Genomic DNA, 22,992 nt, shown 5'->3' on the forward strand with positions numbered 1-22,992 from the left:
GGTAGAATGGTCGTAACCCCTACGCGAGGGGCTTCCACAACCCAACGGAGGTACGGCATGAGGTTCATCCACGAAGAGGCTCGAGGGCGCGGTGTCGCGCTTCTCTGGCCTGTCCCGCTGCGATTCGAAGGGGGCAGGGCATCCGTCCTGATCTCCGTCGTGCTGACCTGGGTCGGCTTCGCAGATCGGATCACCTCCCCCCAGTGGGTGGTCCGGGAGGGATCCCGCAGAGGGCTGGCAGCCGGGTCGGTCGGAGGTCCAGTGGCGAGTCGGCGTCACCGGGTCGAAGCCGCGCCTGGTCGCAGGCACCGTGCGGTGGATGTGTGCCTTGCCCTTTCACGACGGGGGTCCCTAACCCCGTCGGCGGGGTGGTCTCCTTCGATGGCCTAGAGGCAATGGGTGCCCCTCATCGAGGGAGAGGAGTAGAAGGGTGACCTAAACAGTGGAAGCTACGCGCGTGAAGGGCCAGAACATGGTCAGCGACGCCCCGTACGTGTCGCTGCGCATCCGGGACTGGGCGTACATCCCGCCCACGGGCGCCGCCCTTCCTCAGTTCACGTTCAAGACGCAGCACCCTCTGACGGAGCTGCCCGAGTCGGAGCCGACGAGTGACGCCGCGGTGGAGTTCTCCTACTACGACGTCGATCGGAAGTTCCGGAGCAAGGTCAACGTGCCTGGCAAGTTCACCGACAACTTGCTGGATACGTTGATCGTGACGATCGGTGTCGTGGGCACCGTGGCCGCGCCGGTTGCGATCCTGAAGTTGGCGAGCGGATCGCTGCCCAGTGAGCTTCTGTTCGCGCTGTGCATCGCTTCGGTCGTCGCGGTCGGTGGGCTCACCCGCTCGGTCACGAAGCGGCGGCGTGGGTAGCGCTAGGCGCACGTAGCCAGGGGGGCGCGAAAGCGCCCCCCTGCTGCTGCCCTATGGGCGCGAATGCAGCCAAGCGGCACAGCAGTCCTCGGTCACTCGGCTGTTCCTCGGCCAAGGCGCCACGACGTCGGTCGAACATCGGCTTACTCCTTCGTGTCGAACCCGAGTGGCGCCTGCTCACCGCTGACCAACACCAGCTAGGCGCGCTCGGCCACGAACACGCCGACACCTTCGAGCGTCTCGGTGAGGCCGGTAGCGCGCAGAATCATCATCGCCTTGCCGACGACGGTGTCGGAGACGCCGTACTCCTTGCACAGTTGGGCGCGGCTCGGCAGCTTCGTGCCGGGTGGCCACTCGCCCGAATCGATCTTGCTCTTCAGTTCGTCTGCGAGCACTTGGTACTGCTGTTTGGGCATACACACTCCCCGGATGGCACGCCCATTCGACCATGCAACCACCTCCAACCTCAAGCAATTGTGGGTTGGTTGTTGACCTACAACCGGTACCGATTGCAGGTTGCTGGCGAACGCTCCCGGATGGCACCTGGAGCTTTCCCGGGTCGGGGCGGGCATCCCCCGTGGCTCGTCCCGACCCCCGTCCTCCGCGAGAAGGGACAGTGTCGTGCGCAATCTCCTGCGAATATGTCCGAAGCGGCGGAGCCTGACCCCGCCAAACTCCGCGCCGGTCGGCGCCTACCGTTCCGCGTCGTACCTTCCGCTCCGGCCCTGGCAGGTGCGGGGCCGCCGCTTCGCGACGCGCCGCCGAGGGCTGGACCCCGCCGAGGTCGCCGCGTTCCTCGACCGCGTCGCCGGGGACCTCGCCGCCGCGTACGCCGAAGTCGCCCGGAGCCGTGAGGAGACGGCCCGGATCAAGAGCGCCCTGCGTGAGTGGCAGTCCCAGCAGGCCCCGTCGATGCGCGACCTGGCCGGGCGGCCGTGACCGGGCGGTACGTGATCCATCTGCCGGTGCGCGCGGCCGATCTGGCTTGGGCGAAGATGCTCGGCCGCACGGCCGGCCGTTCGTTGGCGTTCCTCGCGGTGGTGGAACTGGGCGGGATAACCGTGTCGACGGAGGACGACCAGGCCGTACGCCATTGGGTTTTCTGCGACCGCAAGCTGGACGGTGGTCGGCGTTGCGTGCTGCGCGCCGACCACGAGACTCCTTGCCTCGCACGCCTTCCGCGTCGCTGATTCGGAAGTAGGAGTGACTCAGGTCACAGGGGTGGAGTTGAGCGGAATAGACTCAACTCTGGTTGTGTCATGACCAGTGGACACGCCGATCCGGGGGAGCCCATGAACACGGAACGTCTCACCACCAAGAGCCGCGAAGCCATCACCGGTGCCGTCGCGCTGGCGAACCAGCGCGGTCACGCCACCGTGGAGCCCTGGCACCTGCTGCTGTCACTGCTGGACACCGAGGGCTCGACCGCCGCGGGCCTGCTGCGTGCCGTCGGGGCCGACCCCGCCGAGCTGCGCCGCGTCGCTCTGCGTTCGGTCGACGCGCTGCCCGCCGCGCGCGGGTCGAGCATCGCCGAGCCGACGCTAGCGCGCGAGTTCGTCAACGCCATCGGCGCCGCCGAGCAGATCGCCCGGCCGCTGGGCGACGAGTACACCTCCACCGAGCACCTGCTGGCCGGGCTGGCCCGGGTCGGCGGCGCGGTCTCGGTAGCGCTGAAGAACTCCGGCGCCACCGAGGAGAACCTGGTCGCCGCGTTCCCCACGGTCCGGGGCGGGGACCGCCGGGTCACCACCGCCGACCCGGAGCAGACCTACCAGGCCCTGGCCAAGTACGGCGTGGACCTCACGGCCAGCGCCCGCGACGGCAAGATCGACCCGGTGATCGGCCGGGACTCGGAGATCCGCCGCGTGATCCAGGTGCTGTCCCGGCGTACCAAGAACAACCCGGTGCTGATCGGCGAACCGGGCGTCGGCAAGACCGCGATCGTGGAGGGCCTGGCCCAGCGGATCGTGGCCGGCGACGTGCCGGAGTCGCTGCGGGACAAGAAGCTCGTCTCGCTCGACCTCGGCGCGATGGTCGCCGGCGCGTCCTACCGCGGCCAGTTCGAGGAGCGGCTGAAGTCCGTGCTGGAGGAGATCAAGAACTCCGACGGCCAGGTCATCACGTTCCTCGACGAGCTGCACACCGTCGTCGGCGCGGGCAAGGGCGAGGGCTCGATGGACGCCGGCAACATGCTCAAGCCGATGCTGGCCCGCGGTGAGCTGCGGATGGTCGGCGCGACCACGCTCGACGAGTACCGCGAGCACATCGAGAAGGACCCGGCCCTGGAGCGCCGCTTCCAGCCGGTGCTGGTCGGCGAACCGACCATCGAGGACACCATCGGCATCCTGCGCGGGCTCAAGGAGCGCTACGAGGTGCACCACGGCGTACGGATCACCGACGCCGCGCTGGTCGCCGCCGCCGCGCTCTCCGACCGCTACATCACCGACCGGTTCCTGCCGGACAAGGCGATCGACCTGGTTGACGAGTCCGCGTCCCGGCTGCGCATGGAGATCGACTCGCGCCCGGTCGAGGTGGACGAGATCGAGCGGGCGGTACGCCGCCTGGAGATCGAGGAGATGGCGCTGGCGAAGGAGCCGGACGCCGCGTCCGCCGAGCGCCTGGAGCGGCTGCGCAAGGAGCTGGCCGACAAGCGCGAGCAGCTCACCGCGCTCTCCGAGCGCTGGCAGACCGAGAAGAGCCACATCACCAAGCTCTCCACCGCCAAGGAGGAGCTGGAGCGCCTCGGCGGCGAGGCCGAGCGGGCCGAGCGCGACGGCGAGCTGGAACGCGCCGCCGAGCTGCGGTACGGCCGGATCCCCGCGCTGCGGACCGAGCTGAAGCAGGCCGAGGAGGAGCTGGCCCGGCTCCAGGCCGACGGCGCGATGCTCAAGGAGGAGGTCGGCGCGGACGACATCGCCGCAGTGGTCGCCTCCTGGACCGGCATCCCCGCCGGCCGGCTGCTGGAAGGCGAGACCGCCAAGCTGCTGCGGATGGAGGAGTCGCTGCGCGGCCGCGTGGTCGGCCAGGCCGAGGCGGTCGGCGCGGTCTCCGACGCGGTCCGCCGTGCCCGGGCCGGCGTCGCCGACCCGGACCGGCCGACCGGCAGCTTCCTGTTCCTCGGCCCGACCGGCGTCGGCAAGACCGAGCTGGCGAAGGCGCTCGCCGAGTTCCTCTTCGACGACGAGCGGGCCATGGTCCGCATCGACATGAGCGAGTACGGCGAGAAGCACTCGGTGGCCCGCCTGGTCGGCGCCCCGCCCGGGTACGTCGGCTACGAGGAGGGCGGCCAGCTCACCGAGGCGGTACGCCGCCGCCCGTACTCGGTGATCCTGCTGGACGAGGTGGAGAAGGCACACCCCGACGTCTTCGACGTACTGCTGCAGGTGCTCGACGACGGTCGGCTCACCGACGGTCAGGGTCGTACGGTCGACTTCCGCAACGCGATCCTGATCCTCACCTCGAACCTGGGCTCGTCGGTGATCAGCGACCTGACGCTCACCGAGAACGAGCGCCGGGAGGGTGTGCTCGCGATGGTCCGGTCCCACTTCAAGCCGGAGTTCCTCAACCGGCTCGACGACATCGTGGTGTTCGCCGCGCTCCAGGGCGAGGACCTGCGGTCGATCGTGGACATCCAGCTCGACCGGATGCGCCGCCGACTGGCGGACCGCCGGTTGGGCCTGGAGATCACCGAGGCCGCCCGGACGTGGCTGGCCGAGCACGGGTACGACCCGATCTACGGCGCCCGGCCGCTGCGCCGGCTGGTGCAGTCGGCGATCGGCGACCAGCTCGCCAAGGCGCTGCTGTCCGGCGACATCCGCGACGGCGACACGGTGCGCGTCGACCTGTCCGACACGAAGGAGTCCCTGGCGGTCACCGCCGCCTGACCCGCTCCACCCTGCGAAGGCCCGGCCCCTCAGGGCCGGGCCTTCGCCGTCCCTCGCGCCCCCGCCCCCCGACCCCGCGCCCCGCCTGCGCCCGCACGTCGTGCGGTGTTAATAGGGGGCCCTTCCTCTACCGGAGGCGTTAACAGGGGGCCCTTCCTTGCACTTGGGAGGGGTGAGGGGTGGGCGGCGTGGGCACATAGTGGGGTATGAGCGGGACGTGGGAGCGGGAACTGGACGAGGCGGCGCGGGAACTCGACCGCGCGGACACTCTCGCCTTCGGCGGGGTGGGGCTGGCGGGGCAGATGCTGCCCGCGACCGAGGCGTACCGGCGGCTGGAGCAGGGGTTGCGGGAGCACCCGGAGGCGGCCCGCAAGCGGGTCGACAAGCTGCTCCGCAAGGGTTCGCCGGCCGGCCGGGCGTACGCGGCGACGCTGCTGGAGGCGGTCGACCCGGCCGCCGGGCGGGCGGCGTGGACCCGGCTGCGCGACGACGACGGCGAGCTCACCACGTTCTCCGGCTGCCTGATGGGCCGGGCCACGCTGGGCGAGTACGCGGCCGACCGGCTCGCCGGCCGCGAGCAGTAGCTGACCGCACACTCAGCGAACGGGACTTCAAAGGCGTGCGCGCGGTTGTTACCGTTCCCGCCGAGCATGTTGGGGGAGACGGTCGTGAACGGTTCGTTGGCGTACGTGGTGACCACGCTGGGGTGCCTCGTCGGGGTGGCCGGTGTGGTGATCGCCGTGATCGCGCTGCGGAGGTCCCGCTCCGCGTCCGGCCCGAAGACGAAGGCGGCGCCGGGTGACCCGTTCCGGGACCGGGACGCGGACGCGCTGCGTGGTGACCCGCGCGCGCTCAAGCCCGGTGACATCGTCGAGATCCGCGCCGTGCCGTACACCGTGCGCGGCTCGGTGCACCTGGTCGAGGGCGGCTGGAGCTGGGCGGAGCACCTGCTCGACGACGCGGGCGGGGTGAAGCGCTGGCTCTCCGTCGAGTCCGACCCGGACCTGGAGTTGGTGCTCTGGACCAGCGAGCCGGGGGCCACCGTGACGCCGGGCGCCCCGACGCTGGAGATGGCCGGCCGCCGCTACAACTGGGACGAGTCCGGCCAGGCCCGGTACACCGCGACCGAGGGCACCGGCCTCGATCCGCACGGCACCATGCGCTACTACGACTACCAGGCGCCCGGGGGCGCGCGGCTGTCGTTCGAGGCGTACGGGGAGGCCGGCTGGGAGGTCAACCTCGGTGAGGAGCTGCGCCACGCCGAGGTGATGATCTACCCGCAGGGCGGCCCGGAGACGGTGCGCTGACGTGCTCGTCTGCCTGGATGCGCCCTACGTCGACACCAGCGCCGCCGACCTGAGCCTGGCCCTCGGCGGCCCGGAGCTGCCGGCGCTCGCCGTACGCGACATCGACCTGCCCGGGCTGCCCCGGCTGCGGCTGCGCCTGCTCGGCGCCTCCCACCAGGTGATGCTCGGCGGGCTCACCGAGACCGTCGCCTGCCTGCCCGGCCGCCCGCCGCACCTGCCGGACGCGCTGCACGACGAAACTGCCGGCTACCGGTTCATGGCCACTGTGCTCCGGCCGGACGGCGACGGCCTGCGTACCCGGGTCGCGGCGCTGCGCGCCGAGCTGGCCGAGGACCCGTACGCGCTGATCGGGGTCTTCCCCGGCGACGAGGACGCGGTCACCGCGCTCTCCGTCCGGCCCCGGCCGCCGGACGGCGTGCTCGCCTGGCGTACCTGGCACGTCTACCCCCAGACGAACGAGCTGGTCCTGACCGAGACCGTGGTGGAGGAGCTGTGACGTACCGACGGTGGTTCGTGGTGGGCGTGGCGGTCGCCGTCATCGGCGCGCTCGTCGCCGCCTTCACGATCTTCTACGGCAACTTCTCGCCCCGGGGCTACGTGGAGGACAACTTCTCCCGCGCCTCCGGGCGGGACATCGGCTCGAACGCGATCGCGTACACCTCCAGGAAGACACCGAGCGAGGTGTCCAAGCAGATCACCGACGCCTGGCGGCCGGCCGACCAGTACGTCGACGGCAGCGGGGTCTACCTGCGCTACGACGACGACTCGGTGGTGATCCTCCCGCTCGCCGTCGGCTCGGTGATCCTGCTGGAGAAGATGACCACCGCCTACCCCCGCTACCACACCGTCGTCGGCAACAGCTGGGGCTGGGGCCGAGGCAGCACGGTGCGGGGCGGCGGCCCCGGTTCCGGTAAGTAGCCCCCTTCGCCCCCTCACCCTGGAGTCTTCTGTGCAGCATCTCGTCACCGATCTGCTGGTCACCCTCGCGTACGGCGTGGTCGGCGTCGTTCTGATGGCCATCGGTTACGTCCTGGTCGACGTGGCCACCCCGGGCAAGCTTCACGAGCTGATCTGGGTCGAGCGCAACCGCAACGCGGCGCTGTTGCTCTCGTCGAACCTGGTCGGGGTGGGCACCATCGTGGTGGCCGCGATCGTGGCCAGCGACAACGATTTCAGGCTTGGGCTGATCGGCGCGGGCGCGTACGGCATCCTCGGCCTGGTGATCATGGCGGTGGCGTTCATGCTGCTCGACGCCGCCACTCCGGGCAAGCTCGGTGAGCTGCTGGTCGACCCGGAGCCGCACCCGGCGGTGTGGGTCTCGGCCACCGTGCACCTCGCCACGGGCGCGATCATCGCAGCCGCAATCATCTGATGAGCGGAAAGCCCGCACAGCATTCGGCGGGGAAGGACAAGCGCACGCAGACGGTGATCTGGTCCGTGGTCGTGGGGATCGTGGTGGTCGTCTGCGCCATCGGTGTGTTCAGCGGCGACTCGGACACCTCCGTCCCCGCGCCGGCCGCCGACGAACGCTCCGGCACCGTGCCGATCCTCCGGGCCGCCGCCGACAGCCAGGGCATCTGCTACGGCTGGGAACTGCTCGACGTGTACGACGAGGTGAGCGTCGGCTCCAACCTCGGCGACGGCACCACAGTCATCGACGCGCCCGGCTGCGCGCGCTGGATCGCGGTCTCCGCGAACGTCAGGTACACCTCGTCGAGCAGCGAGTCGGAGGACTCCGCCACGATCCGGATCAAGGGCTCGGACGACATCGAGTTCGCCGACCTGAGCGCGATCGAAACCGGGCTGGGCCGCTTCGGGCTGGACCCGGACGCGTTCCTCGACGACCCGGGCTGGGCCGTCACCCGGGCCGCCACGATCCTGCCGCTGCTCGCCGCCGAGCGAGGGCTCGCCGGACCTGCCGCGGCGCCCACCGCCGCGCCGTCCACCGCCGCCGCGCCGCTGCCGGACGCCGGCAACGACTTCTGGCGGGACCGGTGGGGTTACATCCTCACCTCGGCCGGGTTCTTCCTGCTCGCCGCGCTGTTCATCGCCGTGGGCCTGCGGCAGCGCCGCAGCCACCGGGGACGGGTGCCCGCGCAGCGCGCCGGGGCGGGAGCCGCCGGACGTACCTGGACGGGACAGTGACCGCCGACGTGGCCGCACGGCCGCGGTGGCGCCTGGCCCGCGCGGCGGTCCTGCTCGCGGTCTTCGTCTGCGCGGCCTGCGGCCTGGTGTACGAGCTGGCGCTGGTCGCGCTCGGCAGCTACCTGATCGGCGACACGGTCGGCCAGGCGTCGATCGTGCTCGGCGTGATGGTCTTCGCGATGGGCGTCGGCGCGCTGGTGGCGAAGCCGTTGCAGTCCCGGGCGGTGGTCTCGTTCGCGGTGATCGAGCTGACGCTGGCGCTGCTCGGCGGCCTCTCCGTGCTCGGCCTCTACGCCGCGTTCGCCTGGCTCGACCTGTACGGCCCGGCGCTCGTCGGTACCGCGTTCGTGCTCGGCCTGCTGATCGGCGCGGAGATCCCGCTGCTCATGGTGATGCTGCAACGCATCCGGGAGCAGTCCGCGGGCAGCGCGGTGGCCGATCTGTTCGCCGCCGACTACGTGGGCGCGCTGCTCGGCGGGCTCGCCTTCCCGTTCCTGCTGATCCCGGTCTTCGGCCAGCTCAAGGGTGCGCTCGTGGTGGGCGCGGTGAACGCGGTCGCCGGTGTGGCGCTCGTCTTCACCGTGTTCCGCGCCGAACTCAGCCGGCGGGCGCGGGCCGCGCTGGGCGCGGCCACCGTCGTGGTCGGCCTGCTTCTCGGGTACGCGTGGGTGACCGCCCACGACTTCGAAGTGACCACCCGCCAGCAGCTCTACCGTGACCCGGTGGTGCACGCCGAGCGCAGCCGCTACCAGGAGATCGTGCTGACCCGCTCGGTGCGCGAGCCCGGCCACGCCGCCACCGACCTGCGGCTGTTCCTCAACGGCGACCTCCAGTTCAGCTCGATCGACGAGTACCGCTACCACGAGGCGCTCGTGCACCCGGCGATGCGCGGGGCGCACGGCGACGTGCTGGTGCTCGGCGCCGGGGACGGGCTGGCCGCGCGGGAGATCCTCAAGTACCCGGACGTGCGCTCGGTGACGCTCGTCGACCTCGACCCGGCAGTGGTCGAGCTGGCCCGCCGCGAACCGCAGCTGCGCGAGCTGAACGGCGGCTCGCTCACCGACCCCCGGGTGCGGGTGCTGAACCTGGACGCGTTCGCGTGGCTGCGTACCGCCACGGACCGCTTCGACGTGGTGATCGCCGACCTGCCCGACCCGGACGAGACGGCCACCGCGAAGCTCTACACGATCGAGTTCTACACGCTGATCCGGCCGGTGCTGGCCCCCGGCGGGCGGCTCGTGGTGCAGTCCGGCTCGCCCTACTTCGCGCCCCGGTCGTACTGGTCGATCGAGCGGTCGATCCGCGAGGCCGGTTTCGCCACCGTGCCGTACCACGTCGACGTGCCGAGCTTCGGCGACTGGGGCTTCGTGCTCGCCGCGCCGGGGGACGTCGCGCCGGAGCTGGCGCTGCCGGACGACCCGCCGCCGCTGCGCTTCCTCACCCCGGCGGTGCTGGCCGCCGCCGCCGCGTTCCCCGCCGACCGGGCCCGGCTCGACGTGCCGGCCAACACGTTGTTGCGGCCCAGGGTGCTGGACTACGCCCGCGAGGAGTGGCGCGGCTACTAGGTTTCGGGGCATGCCACCCGAATCGCCGCGCTACCGGCCGGGGATCGGCTGGCTGGTCCGCCGGCTGCCGACCCGGGCGATCCAGGCGGCGTCCTACCTCCAGGCGTTCGTGCTCTCCGGCGTGGTCACCGTGCTGGCCGTGCGCGCGTACCTGAAGGCCACCGACTATCCGCAGCTCGGCGGCGGCGGACTGCACATCGCGCACGTGCTCTGGGGCGGTCTGCTGCTCGCCGTGGGCCTGGGGATCCCGCTGGTCTTCCTCGGCGGCGGCGCCCGTACCGGCGGCGCGATCGTCGGCGGCATCGGGTTCGGGCTGTTCATCGACGAGGTGGGCAAGTTCGTCACCACCGGCACTGACTACTTCTACGCCCCCGCCGCCGCCATCATCTACGTCGCGTTCGCGTTGCTGGTCCTGCTCACCCAGGCGGTACGCGGGCGCACCGGCCGATCCCGCCTCACCCCCGCCGAGCGCACCGCCAACGCGCTGGACGTGGTGCTCAGCGGCCTGCCCGCCGGGCTGACCGACAGGCGGCGGATCGCCGTGCTGCGTCTCGTGCAGGGCACCGGACCGGCCACCGAGACCGCAATGGCGCACCTGCTGGACGCCGTACCCCACCGGGAACCGCCGCCGGTGCGGGTCTGGCAGCGCGCGGCGGACCGGGCCCGGCGTCTCGCCGCCTGGGCGGCCGGACGCCGCTGGCTGGTCTGGCCGGTGGTGGTCTACCTGGTGGTGGAGCCGGTGCTCACAGTTGTCGCGGTGGTCCTGGACGGCGTCACCGGCCAGCTGGACCAGGAACGGGAGTGGGGCGCGGTGCTCGGCGTCAGCGCCACCGCGCTGATCACCGCCGTGCTCGGCCTCTGGGCCGCCTGGCTGCTGCGGCGGAACCGGGCCGAGGCGTTCCGGCTGTTCAAGCTGGCGCTCCTGGTCGACCTGCTGTTCGGGCAGGTCTTCAACTTCACCGTCAACCAGTTCGGCGCGGTCTCCGCGGTCGCGCTCGACCTGGCGCTGCTCGGCGTGGTCACCGCCGAGCACCGACGGCTGCGCCGCGCCGAGGACCGGTGAGCCGTTCCGGCGTGCTGACCTGGTGCGAGATCGCTACGGTGGTCACCTGATCCAGGAAGGGAGAATCATGGCCGATGCTCCGGGCACCGCGCCCCGCGTGCGTCCCAGTGTGGTGACGCTTTCCAGTTGGCTGCTCATTCTCGTCGCCGTGATCCAGGTGGTGAACCTGATCGTGGCGCTGTCCGTCGTGGGCACCGTCCGCGACGTCCTCACCGACGCGTACGCGGGCACCTCGGCCGAGGGCGCCGCCGACATCGCGTACGTGTTCAGCATCGCCACGGCGATCCTGTCGCTGCTGTTCGCGGCCGGGCTCGTCGTGCTCGCGCTGCTGAACAACAGGGGCAAGAACGCCTCCCGGATCACCACCTGGGTGCTGGGCGGCATCCTGTTCTGCTGCACCGGCGGCGGGCTGCTCACCGGCCTCACCGGTGGCATGACCGGCGGCGGCACCACTGGTGACATGCCCAGCCCGGACGAGATCCAGCGCCGGCTCGACGACGCTCTGCCGTCCTGGTACACGCCGGTCAACCTGCTGCTGGGCCTGGTGGCACTGCTCGCCCTGCTGGCCGCGCTGATCCTGCTGGCGCTGCCGAAGGCGAACGAGTTCTTCCGCAAGCCCAAGGCCGGCTGGGAGCCGCCGGTACCGGGCGGCGCGTACCCGGCGGCCCCGGGGCACCCGGGTGAGCCGTCGTACCCGTCGTACCCGGGCCCGACCGGCGACCCGGCGTACCCGCCGGCTCCCGGCACCCCGCCGCCGTCCACGCCGGGCGGTCAGCCGCCGTCGGCCGGTCAGCCGCCGGCCGGGCCGGGCGGTCAGCCGGGCGAGCGCCGCGACCCGGAGCCGCCGCCCGGAAGTTGACGTCCGGATTGCGGCGACGCCGACGATCCCTCCGAGTAGGTTGCAACCCGACGCCTACCGGAGGGATCAGTCGTGTCGTACCCCGATCGGGCCGCACCCCGGCGGCCGGGCACGGTCCTCGCCGCGGTGGCGGTGCTGCTGGCAATGGCGGTCGGCGCCGTGGCGTACGCGGTGGCCAACCTCGCCGTCACCGGCGGCACGGTGGAGCGGTTCCGGGCCGCCGCGGCGGACGAGACCGGCGCGAGCGGCGGCGACATCGACCAGGTGGCCGGCCTGCTGCGCGCCTCGACCTACCTGGCCGCCGTGTTCGGCGTGCTGGCCGCGCTGCTGCTGGTCGGGCTGGCGCTCGGCCTGCTCGCCGGCCGGTCCGGCGCCCGCGTGGGAACCTGGGTCGTCGCCGGCACCGGCCTGCTCTGCGGCTGTTGCGGGCTGGCGTTGCTGGTCGGCCAGCGGGCCGCCCCGCTGCAACTCGGTCCCGAGGACCGGATCACCGCCGACCTGCTGGGGCTGGTTGGTGACGCGTACCCGGCGTGGTGGATCCCGGTGAACGCGGCGGTGTCGGTGGCGCAGATCCTGGGCTACCTGGTGGTCGCCGCGCTGCTCACGTTGCCGTCGGCCGGCGCGTTCCTGCGTCGCGGCACCGGACCGGCCCGGCCGTCCGGCTACGGCGTCACGGTGTCCGGCGCGCCCGCCTCCGGTCCGACGCCCTGGGGACCGCCGCCCGGCCTGCACCAGCCGTCCGCGCCGCCCGCGTCCGCCCCGGCGTGGGCGCCACCGCCGGCGACCTCGCCGCCCCCGTCCGCTCCGCCCGCGCCGCCGGGCGGGTTCCCGCCGCCTCCGGAGGACCGCCCATGACCGGTGAAACCCACCCCTCCCGGCGCCGCGCCCTGGTGACCGGCGCCAGCCTGGGCATCGGCGAGGCGTTCGCCCGGCGGCTCGCCGCCGACGGCTGGGACCTCGTCCTGGTGGCCCGGGACGCCGCCCGGCTCGACGCGCTCGCGACGGAGCTGACCGGCCGGCACGGCGGCGACGCGGAGACGATCGCCGCCGACCTGTCCACGGAGGACGGTTGCGCGACGGTCGAGCGCCGGCTGACCGACGGTCCGCGGGTCGACCTGCTGGTGAACAACGCGGGGATCAGCCTGAACACCTCGTTCGTCCGCTCGCCGGTGGCCGACGAGGCACGGCTGGTCCGGCTCAACGTGCTCGCGGTGCTGCGCCTGACCCACGCCGCGCTCGGTCCGATGATCGAACAAGGTGACGGGGCAGTGATAAATGTCTCTTCCGTTGCGGGCTTCGGTGTCCCCATGCCGGGATCCACGTACTCGGCCAGCAAGGCGTGGGTGACGAATTTCAGTGAGTCGATCGGCCAGTCCGTCGCGCCGCTCGGCGTACGCGTGATGGCGCTCTGCCCCGGCTACACCCGCACCGGCAACCACGAGCGGGCCGGCATCGACATGTCGCGCCTGCCCGCCTGGGCCTGGCTGCGCGCCGACGATGTGGTCGCCGGAGGGCTCCGTGACCTGCATAAAGGCAAGTTCGTGAGTGTCCCGGACTGGAAGTACAAGGTCGCGGTGGCCGGGTTGCGGTACGCGCCGAAGCGCCTGCTGCGGGGCTTCAACCGGGACACCCGGGGCGCGGTCGACCGGCGACGCGGCTGAGCGGTGTGGGGCCGGATCGGCGGCCGGCCCGGATGGACGGTCGCACAGCGTAGCCGCTCATCGCCACCCATCGGTCGCCCACTGGGTTGACCAGGGCGGACCCCGAGCACGGCGCTCAGACTTGCGAAGTACGCTCTTGGGCCATGGGCGACCGCGACGACCTGCGCAAATTCATCAGTGACCTGGCTGTGGTCCACGGCCGGGTCGTGCTCTCGTCGGGTCGCGAGGCGGACTGGTACGTGGATCTGCGCCGGGTCACGCTCCATCACGAAGCGGCTCCGTTGATCGGTCGGGTCATGCTCGACCTGACCGCCGACTGGGCGTACGACGCGGTTGGTGGGCTGACCCTGGGCGCCGATCCGGTGGCCGCCGCCATGTTGCACGCCTCGGCCGGCACCGACGACGCGGTGGACGCGTTCGTGGTCCGTAAGGAGGGCAAGGCGCACGGCCTCCAGCGCCGGATCGAAGGTCCGGACGTGGCCGGTCGCCGGGTCCTGGCGGTCGAGGACACCTCCACCACTGGCGGAAGTGTGTTGACGGCGGTCGAGGCATTACGCGAGGCGGGGGCCGAAGTGGTGGGTGTGGCGGTTATTGTTGATCGAGGCGCCGGCGACGCGGTGCGAGCCGCCGGATTGCCCTATAGGGCGGCCTATACGTTGGCTGACCTCGGCCTTGTGGCGTAAAAGTCTGCCGATTCGGATCTGCTGATATGCAGGCGGATCGATGCTGCTGGTGGAAGGATGGAATACGTGGGAACTGCGTTGGCTGAAATGACCATGCCTCAGATCTCGCCGCTTGCCGGCGAGCCGATCGAACGCGCCGACGCCGAGCGGCTCGCGGGGGTCCTCAAGGCCCTCGCGGACCCCGCACGGCTGCGGCTGCTCAGCCTGATCCAGTCGGCTCCCGAGGGGGAGGCGTGCGTGTGTGACCTCACCGCGCCGCTCGGCCTCTCGCAGCCGACGGTCAGCCACCACCTGCGAATCCTCACCGAGGCCGGCTTGCTGGAGCGGGAGAAGCGCGGGGTCTGGGCGTACTACCGGCTGGTGCCGTCCGCGATCGCCACGATCGCGGATCTGCTCACCCCGCCGCGGAAGCGGGCCACCAAGAAGGCTCGCTGAAACCTTCGGGCCGACCCGACGAGGGTCGTCCCGGCCGGGTGCCCGATGGCGTGCGAGGGGTGGCGCCATCAGCGCACGATGACGGCTGCGGCCGTTCGTGTGACCCGGTTCGATGAGTCATGCCGAAAGCCGGTCCTCGCCCGAGGGCCGGCTTTCGGTGTCTGAACGCGCTCAGCGGCGGTGCTGCCCGCCGTCTCCGTGGCCGGGCCGGTGCTCCTCGATGCCCTCGCGAGCCGCCTCCACAGTGCCGGCCACGGTCGCCGCGGTGATCACCGCGACCGCCTCGCCGCGCTTGCGCGCCCGCCGGTCCCGCAGGAACTCGAAGAAGATCGGCAGCACCGAGATCACGATGATCAACGCGACCACCGGCAGGATGTACCTGTCGATCTTGTCGCCGATGGCGTCGTAGATCTGCCGGGCCAGCAGGTAGCCGATCAGCAGGATGCCGTCCACCCAGAGGACCGCGCCCACCACGTTCCACACGAAGAACTGGCGGGCCGGCATGCCGAGCACCCCGGCCACCGGGTTGAGGAACGTCCGCACGATCGGGATGAACCGGGCCAGCACCACCGCCTTCGCCGGCCCGAACCGCTGGAAGTAGTACTCCGCCTTCTCCACGTACTCCCGCTTGAACAGCCGGGAGTTGGGCTTCTCGAACATGCGGCGGCCGTACCGGGCGCCCAGCCAGTGCCCGAGCTGCGCGCCGACGATGGCGCAGAGCGGCCCGCCGATCATCAGACCGGCCAGGGACAGGCGGGTGCCGTCGCCGAAGATGGCGTCGGCCACCGGGGAGGCGGCCACCCCGGCCAGGAACAGCAGCGAGTCGCCCGGGAAGAAGAAGCCGACCAGGAGCCCGGTCTCGGCGAACAGAATGACCCAGACGCCGATCATGCCGAAGGTGTGGATGAGGTCCTTCGGATCGAGCGGGTTCAGAGCCACGCTCTCGGAGAACATCCGTGTCTTCTCTGCTGTGTCCACGGCCACACAGGGTACCCCGGCCCGGTCCGGCATTTCGGCCGGACCGGGCGTCCTCGTCAGAGGCGGGGATCGACGGGCTCGGACTCGCAGGCGAGGATCGCGAACACCAGCTCGTGGCGACGCCAGAGCGGCGCGTCCTCGGCCAGCGCGTCCAGGGCGGCCAGGCCCAGGCCGTGCTCGCGCAGCGCGAGCCCGCGCTTGCGGCCCAGCGAGCGCCGGCGCAGCGCGGCGAGCTGACCCGCCTCCGTGTACCCGGGACCGTAGATGATCCGCAGGTACTCGCGGCCCCGGCACTTGATTCCCGGCTGCAGCAGCGAGCCCTTCGGGCCACGGGCGGCCAGGCCCGCGTACGGCTTCACCACCATGCCCTCGCCGCCGTTCGCGGTGAGCGCCAGCCACCACTCGGTCGCGTCCGCCACCGCCGCCTCGTCGGCCAGCTCCACCACCCGCCGACGGGTCGGCGTGAAGAACTCCGGGTCGGCGGCGCAGAACCGGTCGGCCAGCGCCAGGTGCCAGCCGTGGTCGCGGTCGGCGTAGCTCACCCCGGCCCCGGCCAGCACCGCGAACGGCGCCAGCGTCACCCCGCGCAGCCCGTCGGTCGGCCGGACGTACGCCCGGTAGGCCGCCGAGTAGGCGGTGACCTCGGCGGCCCGGTCGGCCATCCGGGCGTGCAGCCCGTCCACCGGCAGCCCGCGCCCGGCGGCGGTGTCCAGCGCGGCGAGCACCGCCGGCAGCGCCGCCCGCCCGGCCGCGCCGACCCCGGCGTACTGCTCGCGGATCAGCCCGCTCGCCTTCGCCGACCAGGGCAGCAGCTCGGCGTCGAGCAGCAGCCAGTCGGTGCCCAGCTCGGCCCAGAGACCGGCGGCGGTGACCGCGGCGCGCACCCGCGCCAGCAGCTCGCCGTCGAGCGGCGGGTCGAAGAACGGCCTACCGGTACGGGTGTGCACCACCCCGCCGTCGAACCGGCCCGGCTCCCGCTCCACGAGCACCACCGCCCGCGAGCCCATGTGCTTCTCCTCGCAGACCACCCGGTCGACACCGGCCGCCCGGTAGTCGGCGAACGCCTCGGCCGGGTGCTCCAGGAACCCCTCGACTGTCGACGTGGAGCAGGGCGCCATGGTCGGCGGCAGCCACACCAGCCGGCCCGGGTCGACCGCGAACCGGCTCATCACCTCCAGCGCGGCGGCGGCGTTCTCGGCCGGCACGGTCAGCGACCCGTACTGGTGGGTCACGTGGCGTCGCCCGGTCACGTCGGCCAGGTCCAGCACGGTGTCCGGCCGCGCCGGCGTGAGCGGGACCAGCGGCCGGGCCGGGGCGTACCACTTCTTCACCGCCGGTACGGCGACCAGCTCCTTCTCCGGGTAGCGCAGCGCGGTGAGCTGCCCGCCGAACACGCAACCGGTGTCCAGGCAGATGGTGTTGTTCACCCACTCCGGCTCGGGAGTCGGCGTGTGCCCGTACACGACCATGGCCGAGCCCCGGTAGTCGCGCGCCCACGGGTAGCGCACCGGCAGGCCGTACTCGTCGGTCTCGCCGGTGGTCTCGCCGTAGAGCGCGAACGAGCGCACCCGGCCGGACGCCCGCCCGTGGTACGCCTCCTTCAGCCCGGCGTGCGCCACCACCAGCCGGCCGCCGTCGAGCACGAAGTGGCTGACCAGGCCGTCGATGAACGTCTCCACCTCGGCGACGAACTCCGGCGGCTCGGCGGCGAGCTGCTCCATCGTCTCGGCCAGGCCGTGGGTCAGCTTGACGTCGCGGCCGCGCAGCTTGCGCAGCAGCTTCTGCTCGTGGTTGCCCGGCACGCAGATCGCGTGGCCGGCCGCCACCATGCCCATCACCAGGCGGAGCACGCCGGGCGAGTCCGGGCCGCGGTCCACCAGGTCACCGACGAACACCGCGGTACGCCCCGACGGGTGCGCCGCGTCCACCGGGCGGCCCGCGTCGTCGCGGCGCAGCACGTAGCCGAGCCGGGACAGCAGCGCCTCCAGCTCGGTACGGCAGCCGTGCACGTCCCCGACCACGTCGAACGGCCCGGTCAGCTCGCGCCGGTCGTTGAACATCTTCTCGTAGCGGATCTCCGCGGCGTCGATCTCCTCCACCCCACGCAGCACGTGCACCTTGCGGAAGCCCTCGCGGGCCAGCCGCCCGAAAGACTGCCGCAGGTCGCGGCGCATCCGGTTGAGCACCTGCCGGCCGAACGTGCGGTCGGCGCGCGCCTCGGTACGCTCCCAGGCCACCGCCTCCGGTACGTCCAGCACGATCGCCACCGGCAGCACGTCGTGTTCCCGGGCGACCCGGACCAGCCCGGCGCGGGCGTGCGGCTGGAGGTTCGTCGCGTCGACCACTGTCAGCAGTCCCCGGCGCAGCCGGATGGCGGCGACGTGGTGCAGCGCGTCGAACGCGTCCGCGGACGCCGACTGGTCGTTCTCGTCGTCGGCGACCAGCCCGCGGAACGTGTCCGAGGAGAGCACCTGGCTGGGCGCGAAGTGCCGCCGGGCGAACGTCGACTTGCCGGAGCCGGAGACGCCGACGAGCGCCACCAGTGCCAGCTCGGGGATGTCCAGGACGGTCATCGGTTCGTCGCCTCCTTCCGGTCGTTGCTGGTGTTCTCATCGCGGTCGGCGCGGGTGAACACCGCCATCTGGGTCGGCGCGCCCACCTCCGGGTCGTCGTCGCCGACACCGCCGATGACAGCCGTGTAGCCGTGCGCCGCCGCCACCCGCGCCACCCAGGCGGCGAACTCGGCCCGGGTCCACTCGAACCGGTGGTCCGCGTGCCGGAACCGGCCCGGCCCGAGCCCCTCGTAGCGGACGTTGTGCTCGACGTTCGGGGTGGTCACCACCACCGTGCCCGGCCGGGCGTGACCGAACACCGCGTCCTCCAACGCCGGCAGGCGCGGCGGATCGACGTGCTCGACGACCTCCATCAGCACCGCCGCGTCGTACCCCCGGAGCCGGTCGTCGCGGTACGTCAGCGCCGACTGCCACAGCCGGATCCGGTCCCGCTGCCGCTCCGGCAGCCGGTCCAGGCGCAGCCGCCGGGCCGCCAGGCCGAGCGACCGGTCGGACACGTCGACGCCCACCACCTCGGTGAAGCGCCGGTCGGCGACGAGCGCGGTGAGCAGCGCGCCGCCACCGCAGCCCAGGTCCAGCACCCGGCTCGCGCCGCTGTCCCGCAGCGCGGTGAGCACCGCCTCCCGCCGCCGTACCGCCAGCGAGGCGCGGCGGACGTCCTCCGCCACCGGGGCTTCTCCGGGCGCGGGGTCGATGCTGTCGTCTGCGGGCGGCTCGTCGGCCAGCCGCAGCTCCGTCAGGCGGGCCATCGCCACGCCCGCGAGCGCCCGGCGGTGTGCCAGGTAGCGCCGCGTGATCAGGGTCCGCTCCGGATGACCGGCCAGCCAGCCGGCACCCGCGCGCAGCAGCTTGTCCACCTCGTCCGGCGCCACCCAGTAGTGCTTCGCGTCGTCGAGCACCGGCAGCAGCACGTACAGGTGGTTGAGGGCGTCCGCGAGCCGCAGCGTGCCGGTCAGCGTCAGGTCGACGTAGCGGCTGTCGCCCCAGTCCGGGTACGTCTCGTCGAGCGGGATCGGGGTGGCAGTCACGGTCCAGCCCAGCGGGGCGAAGATCCGTACCGCCAGCTCCGCGCCGCCCCGGCAGCGCAGCACCGGCACCCGTACGGTCAGCGGGATCGCGCTCGCGGCCAGTTCGGGACGGTCACGCGACTCGCCGCGCAGGGCGGAGCGGAACACCTTCGACAGCGCCGACGAGAGCAGGCTGGAGGCCGCGTACGGGCGGTCGTTGACGTACTGCCCGAGCGCGAAGCCCTCCGGCGCGCGATTCTTCCGGCCGCCGCCCAGCTTGAGCGGATCGACCTCGACCAGCAGCGCCGCCGTGCAGCGAGCCTCGTCCGCCTCCGGATAGAACACATGCGCGGCGCCGGCGGGCAGATCGAAGGTCTGCACGCGGTCCGGATGCTTCACCAGGAGGTGGCCGAGGTCGGTTGCGGGGCGGTGGGTCGTGGTCAGGGTCAGCAGCACTTGTCGATGATCTCGTTTCTTGCTGGTTTCTGTCGTGGGGGTTTCCGGGGGAGCCCGGCCTGCTCCGGGCGGTCAGGCTTGATCCCTGCGCAGGCCGGGCTCCCCCGGAAACCCGACCTGGTCCGGCTTCGTCGACCGGCGTGCTGCTGGGTGTCTTTTGCTTCTATGTGGCGGTGCCCCGCCGACCTTTGGTCGGCGGGGCACCTTTGTGCTTCTCGTCAGGCTACGAAGCGGGTCCTGCGGCGGCGGGTCAGCACGTAGCCGACCGCGCCGGCGGCGAGCAGCAGCGCGCCGATGCCGGCGATCAGGCCGGTGGAGGAACCGGTGATCGGCAGCGTGCCGCCGTCACCGCCGCCCTGGCCACCGTCGCCGCCACCCGGCGCCGCGTTGACGACGACCTTGGCGGTGTCGTTGGCCGGCTTCAGGTCACGGTAGAAGCCACCGTCGCACTGGCACGGCACGTTGATCTTCACGAGGCCGGTGTCGTTGGCGATCACCTTGTCGATCTTCAGGCCGAAGTCCAGCTTCACGGTGTCCCCGGCCTTCAGGAACGAGTCGAAGTAGCAGCGGTAGTGACGCGCGCCCGGCTTGCCCGGCTCACCCCACTCGTCGCCCTTCACCGGCGAGCAGTTCTCCGGCACGGCGGTCGTGGTGGTGCCCTTCGGCACGTCGAAGGTCAGGTACGTGACCGAGCTGCCGGAGCGGCTGTAGTCGAGCGTGGCCGGGCCGTTGTTGCGCAGCCCCACCGTCGCCTTGACGGTCGCGCCCGCCTTCCCGGTGACCGACGCGCCGAGCGCCTCCAGGTCGGTGCTGTTGTTGCCGGTGACCTTCACCTGCAGGTACGTGCCGTTGTTCTCCGGCCGCGGGTCGGCCTGGAAACCCCGCGCGGCGGCCCGGCCGGCGGCCTCGGCCAGCGTCAGCTTGCCGTCGGTGCCCGGCTTGCCGATGGTCACGTCGTAGTTGCCGAGGTAGTTCTCGAAGTCCTCGAACTCGTCCGGGGTCATCCAGATGATCTCGCCGTACCGGGAGCCGGGCGCCATGGTGTCCGCGCCGAGCGCGTACGGCAGCGTCGCGCCGAACGTGCTGCCGGCTGAGAGCTCCTCGTCGAACCGGCAGGTGCGCAGCTCGTCGCCGACGTACGTGCAGTTGCTGTAGTGCTTGGCGGCGTTCATGCCGTAGTCGTTGTAGAAGACGACGGCGGCGCCCTTGGCGGTGGTCTCGCCGACGTTCGTCACCTTCAGCGGCGCGGTGAAGCTCTTGCCCGGAGCTGCCGACACAGTGGTCTCCGGGCCGGCCGCCAGGTCGACGCCCTCACCGACGCGCACCTTGGCCTCGTGCGACACGCTGTCGAAGCCGTTCGCCGACAGCGTCACCTTGAGCGTGCCGGTGTCGCCGTCCTGGGCCTTGCCGGTGGGCTTGATCTGCACCGGGAAGATGCCGGAGAGGCCCCACTCGTCGAGCTCCACCTCCCACGGCGTCGTGCACACGAGCACGTTCGCGGAGGGCGAGGTGCAGTCCGTTCCGGTGTTCTCCTCCTCGCCGACGGTCACCTTGCCGGCGAGCCCGGTGAGGTCGTAGCGGACGGTGAGGTCGTGCAGCACGACCGAGCCCGAACTGCGGATGATGCTGTAGTCGATCTTGCCGTCCGAATCGGCGGCGATCGTCGTGTCGCTGAAGTAGACGCCGAGATTGACCTTCGGGTCCGCCGCGAAGCCGGGTGTGGCGGAGGCGGCGACGAACGCGCCTGCGACGCCCAACCCGGCGAGTAGACGCCGGCTGGAGTTGCTGAGCATGAAGAGGGTCCTCCCGTGGGGGTGATCAGGTGGAGCCCACGGAGCTTAAAGATTCCTTAAAGGATCGCGTTGTCCCACATCATGAATATTGACCGAACGGATGATCGGCGCCACCGCAATGTTCCAGCTGCCCGGGACCGTCCATCAATCGGACACCGGGAGGTGCAGTGACGTACGAGGAGTTCGCCGACGCGCGGTTGGGCGCCCTGCTGCGGTACGCGGTCATGCTGACCGGAGACCCGCACCAGGCCCAGGACCTGGTGCAGGAAACCATGGTCCGGGTCCAGCTCCACTGGCGGCGGGTGGCTCGCAGCGACGTCCCGGAGCGGTACGTGCGCCGCATGCTCACCAACCAGTTCATCGACTGGCGGCGCGGCTCGTGGGCGCGACGGGTGCTGCTGCGCGGCGAGGTCGACGACTCGGTGCCCGCCACGGCCGACCACGCCCAGTCCGCTGTGGACCGGGACCAGGTCCGGTCCTGGCTGGCCCGGTTGCCCCGGCGGCAGCGCGCCGCCCTGGTGCTGCGCTACTACGAGGACCTGCCGGACGGGGAGATAGCCGAGATCCTCGGCTGCGCCGTGGGCACCGTCCGGTCCAGCATCTCGCGCGCCCTGGCCACCCTCCGAGCCGAACTCGTGGAGGTCTCCTGATGATCGAGGACGAACTGCGGGCCGCGTTCGCCCGCCTTGAGGAGTCGACCCCGCCCGTCGGCCCGGTCCGGGCCGCCGTCGACCGGGCGGTGATCACTCGCCGTCGGCGCCGTCGGCGCGTACGCCTGGCCGGCACGGCGCTGGCGGTCGCCGCCGTCGCGCTCGGCGGCTTCACCGCCATGGCGCCCCGGCCACCGGCGCCCACGGCGGCGCCCTTGCTCGCCACGCCGGAGCCCGCGCCCGGCGGCGCGTTGAACGTGCTGCTGCCCGGCGTCGACCAGGCCGCCGGCAGCCGCCGTGCCGACTCGATCCTGCTGGTGCACGTGCCGGCCGACCGGAGCCGGCTCTACCTGGTGTCGCTCCCGCGCGACCTGCTGGTGCCCACGCCGGAGCAAGGCGGACTGGAGAAACTCAACGCGACCTTCTCCCGCGCCGCCGGTTCGGGCACCGACCTGGCCGCCGGCTTCCGGGCGACCCGCCAGGCGGTCGCCCGGCTGACCGGGGTACGCGTCGACGCCGGCGCGGTGCTCACGTACCCGGGGGCACGTGAATTGACCGACGCGGTCGGCGGCGTACCGGTCTGCCTGCCGGAGCCGGTTCGCTCGGTGCACACCGAGCGGCGTTTCCCGTCCGGATGCCAGCGGCTCAACGGCGCGGCGGCGGTGGACCTGCTGCGGCAGCGGTACGGCCTGCGCGACGGCGGACTGGACCGCGACCGCAACGCGGCGCGCTACGCCGCCGGCCTGCTCCACCAGATGCGGGAGCAGGGGACGGCGACGGACCCGGCGCAACTCGGCCGGCTGCTCCTGCGGGTCGGATCGGCCGTCACGGTCGACACCGGCGACCTCTCGCTGCCGGCGCTGGTGGCCGCGAGCGGCCGCGCAGCCGCGGCGGAGCCGGTCGCGGTTGCCTTCCCTGTGCTCGCCGAGTGGAACGGTCGCGGCTACGAGCCGGACCCGGAACTCACCCCGGGGCTCCTGGACGCGCTGCGGGCCGACCGGCTGGGGCAGTGGGCCGCCGCCCACCCGGCCTGGGTCACCAGCCTGCGGTGACCCGGCGCCG

The 22,992-nt window shown here is 72.2% G+C and carries 24 protein-coding genes; 19 read left to right on the top strand and 5 right to left on the bottom strand.

Features of this window, described 5'->3' with window-relative positions:
• The first annotated feature begins 457 nt into the window (after positions 1-457).
• Positions 458-871, top strand: a complete 414-nt coding sequence (locus MicB006_RS00755; RefSeq protein ID WP_116503177.1) for a hypothetical protein — start codon at positions 458-460, stop codon at positions 869-871.
• A gap of 197 nt (positions 872-1,068) precedes the next feature.
• On the opposite strand, the gene MicB006_RS00760 is transcribed toward MicB006_RS00755, so the two are convergent.
• Entirely contained in the window at positions 1,069-1,287 is a 219-nt protein-coding gene (locus MicB006_RS00760) for a winged helix-turn-helix domain-containing protein (RefSeq protein WP_030500544.1), read from the bottom strand.
• Between the two features lie 205 nt (positions 1,288-1,492).
• Here MicB006_RS00760 and MicB006_RS00765 point away from each other — a divergent pair, with 205 nt between their 5' ends.
• The 16 genes from MicB006_RS00765 (at position 1,493) to MicB006_RS00845 (ending at position 14,473) form a co-directional block, all read left to right on the top strand.
• On the top strand, positions 1,493-1,810 hold the full coding sequence (locus MicB006_RS00765) for a DivIVA domain-containing protein (protein ID WP_116503179.1): 318 nt from the start codon (positions 1,493-1,495) through the stop codon (positions 1,808-1,810).
• Positions 1,807-2,061 (top strand): hypothetical protein, encoded by a 255-nt coding sequence (locus MicB006_RS00770; RefSeq protein WP_116503181.1) that lies wholly within the window; start codon positions 1,807-1,809, stop codon positions 2,059-2,061. Before MicB006_RS00765 ends, MicB006_RS00770 begins: the two co-directional genes overlap by 4 nt.
• Positions 2,062-2,163: 102 nt before the next feature.
• Positions 2,164-4,755: an ATP-dependent chaperone ClpB gene (clpB, locus tag MicB006_RS00775; protein ID WP_116503183.1), complete on the top strand. Its 2,592-nt coding sequence runs from the start codon at positions 2,164-2,166 to the stop codon at positions 4,753-4,755.
• Between the two features lie 206 nt (positions 4,756-4,961).
• Positions 4,962-5,339, top strand: coding sequence for a hypothetical protein (locus MicB006_RS00785; RefSeq protein WP_116503185.1), 378 nt, complete (start codon positions 4,962-4,964; stop codon positions 5,337-5,339).
• A gap of 84 nt (positions 5,340-5,423) precedes the next feature.
• Positions 5,424-6,062 carry a DUF4178 domain-containing protein gene (locus MicB006_RS00790; protein ID WP_116503186.1) on the top strand — a complete coding sequence of 213 codons (639 nt, stop codon included), beginning with the start codon at positions 5,424-5,426 and terminating at the stop codon, positions 6,060-6,062.
• 1 nt (position 6,063) lies between these two features.
• On the top strand, positions 6,064-6,558 hold the full coding sequence (locus tag MicB006_RS00795; RefSeq protein WP_116503188.1) for a DUF2617 family protein: 495 nt from the start codon (positions 6,064-6,066) through the stop codon (positions 6,556-6,558).
• Positions 6,555-6,980, top strand: coding sequence for a DUF4247 domain-containing protein (locus tag MicB006_RS00800; RefSeq protein WP_073826839.1), 426 nt, complete (start codon positions 6,555-6,557; stop codon positions 6,978-6,980). The genes MicB006_RS00795 and MicB006_RS00800 overlap by 4 nt, the downstream gene beginning before the upstream one ends.
• A gap of 31 nt (positions 6,981-7,011) precedes the next feature.
• Positions 7,012-7,434, top strand: coding sequence for a DUF350 domain-containing protein (locus MicB006_RS00805; protein WP_043327571.1), 423 nt, complete (start codon positions 7,012-7,014; stop codon positions 7,432-7,434).
• Complete coding sequence (locus tag MicB006_RS00810) at positions 7,434-8,207, top strand: hypothetical protein (RefSeq protein ID WP_116503190.1); 774 nt, start codon at positions 7,434-7,436, stop codon at positions 8,205-8,207. The genes MicB006_RS00805 and MicB006_RS00810 overlap by 1 nt, the downstream gene beginning before the upstream one ends.
• Complete coding sequence (locus tag MicB006_RS00815; protein WP_116503192.1) at positions 8,204-9,772, top strand: polyamine aminopropyltransferase; 1,569 nt, start codon at positions 8,204-8,206, stop codon at positions 9,770-9,772. The genes MicB006_RS00810 and MicB006_RS00815 overlap by 4 nt, the downstream gene beginning before the upstream one ends.
• 64 nt (positions 9,773-9,836) lie before the next feature.
• Positions 9,837-10,835 (top strand): hypothetical protein, encoded by a 999-nt coding sequence (locus tag MicB006_RS00820; RefSeq protein WP_192900246.1) that lies wholly within the window; start codon positions 9,837-9,839, stop codon positions 10,833-10,835.
• A gap of 67 nt (positions 10,836-10,902) precedes the next feature.
• Entirely contained in the window at positions 10,903-11,694 is a 792-nt protein-coding gene (locus MicB006_RS00825; RefSeq protein WP_116503196.1) for a preprotein translocase subunit SecG, read from the top strand.
• A 72-nt stretch (positions 11,695-11,766) separates the two neighbouring features.
• Positions 11,767-12,549 (top strand): hypothetical protein, encoded by a 783-nt coding sequence (locus tag MicB006_RS00830; RefSeq protein ID WP_116503198.1) that lies wholly within the window; start codon positions 11,767-11,769, stop codon positions 12,547-12,549.
• Positions 12,546-13,355 carry an SDR family oxidoreductase gene (locus tag MicB006_RS00835; protein WP_116511047.1) on the top strand — a complete coding sequence of 270 codons (810 nt, stop codon included), beginning with the start codon at positions 12,546-12,548 and terminating at the stop codon, positions 13,353-13,355. Before MicB006_RS00830 ends, MicB006_RS00835 begins: the two co-directional genes overlap by 4 nt.
• A 143-nt stretch (positions 13,356-13,498) precedes the next feature.
• Entirely contained in the window at positions 13,499-14,038 is a 540-nt protein-coding gene (pyrE, locus tag MicB006_RS00840) for an orotate phosphoribosyltransferase (protein WP_030500558.1), read from the top strand.
• Positions 14,039-14,095: 57 nt separating this feature from the next.
• Positions 14,096-14,473 (top strand): helix-turn-helix transcriptional regulator, encoded by a 378-nt coding sequence (locus MicB006_RS00845; RefSeq protein WP_007454255.1) that lies wholly within the window; start codon positions 14,096-14,098, stop codon positions 14,471-14,473.
• A gap of 171 nt (positions 14,474-14,644) precedes the next feature.
• Here the strand turns inward: MicB006_RS00845 and MicB006_RS00850 are convergent, their stop codons facing one another.
• The 4 genes from MicB006_RS00850 to MicB006_RS00865 form a co-directional block, all read right to left on the bottom strand.
• Positions 14,645-15,484 carry a DedA family protein gene (locus MicB006_RS00850; RefSeq protein WP_116503200.1) on the bottom strand — a complete coding sequence of 280 codons (840 nt, stop codon included), beginning with the start codon at positions 15,482-15,484 and terminating at the stop codon, positions 14,645-14,647.
• Between the two features lie 23 nt (positions 15,485-15,507).
• A complete protein-coding gene (locus MicB006_RS00855) occupies positions 15,508-18,024 on the bottom strand; it encodes a polynucleotide kinase-phosphatase (protein WP_116503201.1) in 2,517 nt (838 codons plus the stop codon).
• The gene (locus MicB006_RS00860; protein ID WP_116503203.1) at positions 18,021-19,487 is read right to left on the bottom strand and encodes a 3' terminal RNA ribose 2'-O-methyltransferase Hen1; all 1,467 of its coding nucleotides are present in this window, start codon (positions 19,485-19,487) and stop codon (positions 18,021-18,023) included. The genes MicB006_RS00855 and MicB006_RS00860 overlap by 4 nt, the downstream gene beginning before the upstream one ends.
• 218 nt (positions 19,488-19,705) lie before the next feature.
• Positions 19,706-21,280 (bottom strand): LPXTG cell wall anchor domain-containing protein, encoded by a 1,575-nt coding sequence (locus tag MicB006_RS00865; RefSeq protein ID WP_116503205.1) that lies wholly within the window; start codon positions 21,278-21,280, stop codon positions 19,706-19,708.
• Positions 21,281-21,447: 167 nt separating this feature from the next.
• Here MicB006_RS00865 and MicB006_RS00870 point away from each other — a divergent pair, with 167 nt between their 5' ends.
• The gene (locus tag MicB006_RS00870; RefSeq protein WP_116503207.1) at positions 21,448-21,930 is read left to right on the top strand and encodes a SigE family RNA polymerase sigma factor; all 483 of its coding nucleotides are present in this window, start codon (positions 21,448-21,450) and stop codon (positions 21,928-21,930) included.
• Positions 21,930-22,982, top strand: coding sequence for an LCP family protein (locus MicB006_RS00875; RefSeq protein WP_116503209.1), 1,053 nt, complete (start codon positions 21,930-21,932; stop codon positions 22,980-22,982). Before MicB006_RS00870 ends, MicB006_RS00875 begins: the two co-directional genes overlap by 1 nt.
• The last annotated feature ends 10 nt before the right edge of the window (positions 22,983-22,992 follow it).

The organism is Micromonospora sp. B006, assembly GCF_003408515.1.
GTDB lineage: Bacteria > Actinomycetota > Actinomycetes > Mycobacteriales > Micromonosporaceae > Micromonospora > Micromonospora echinospora_A.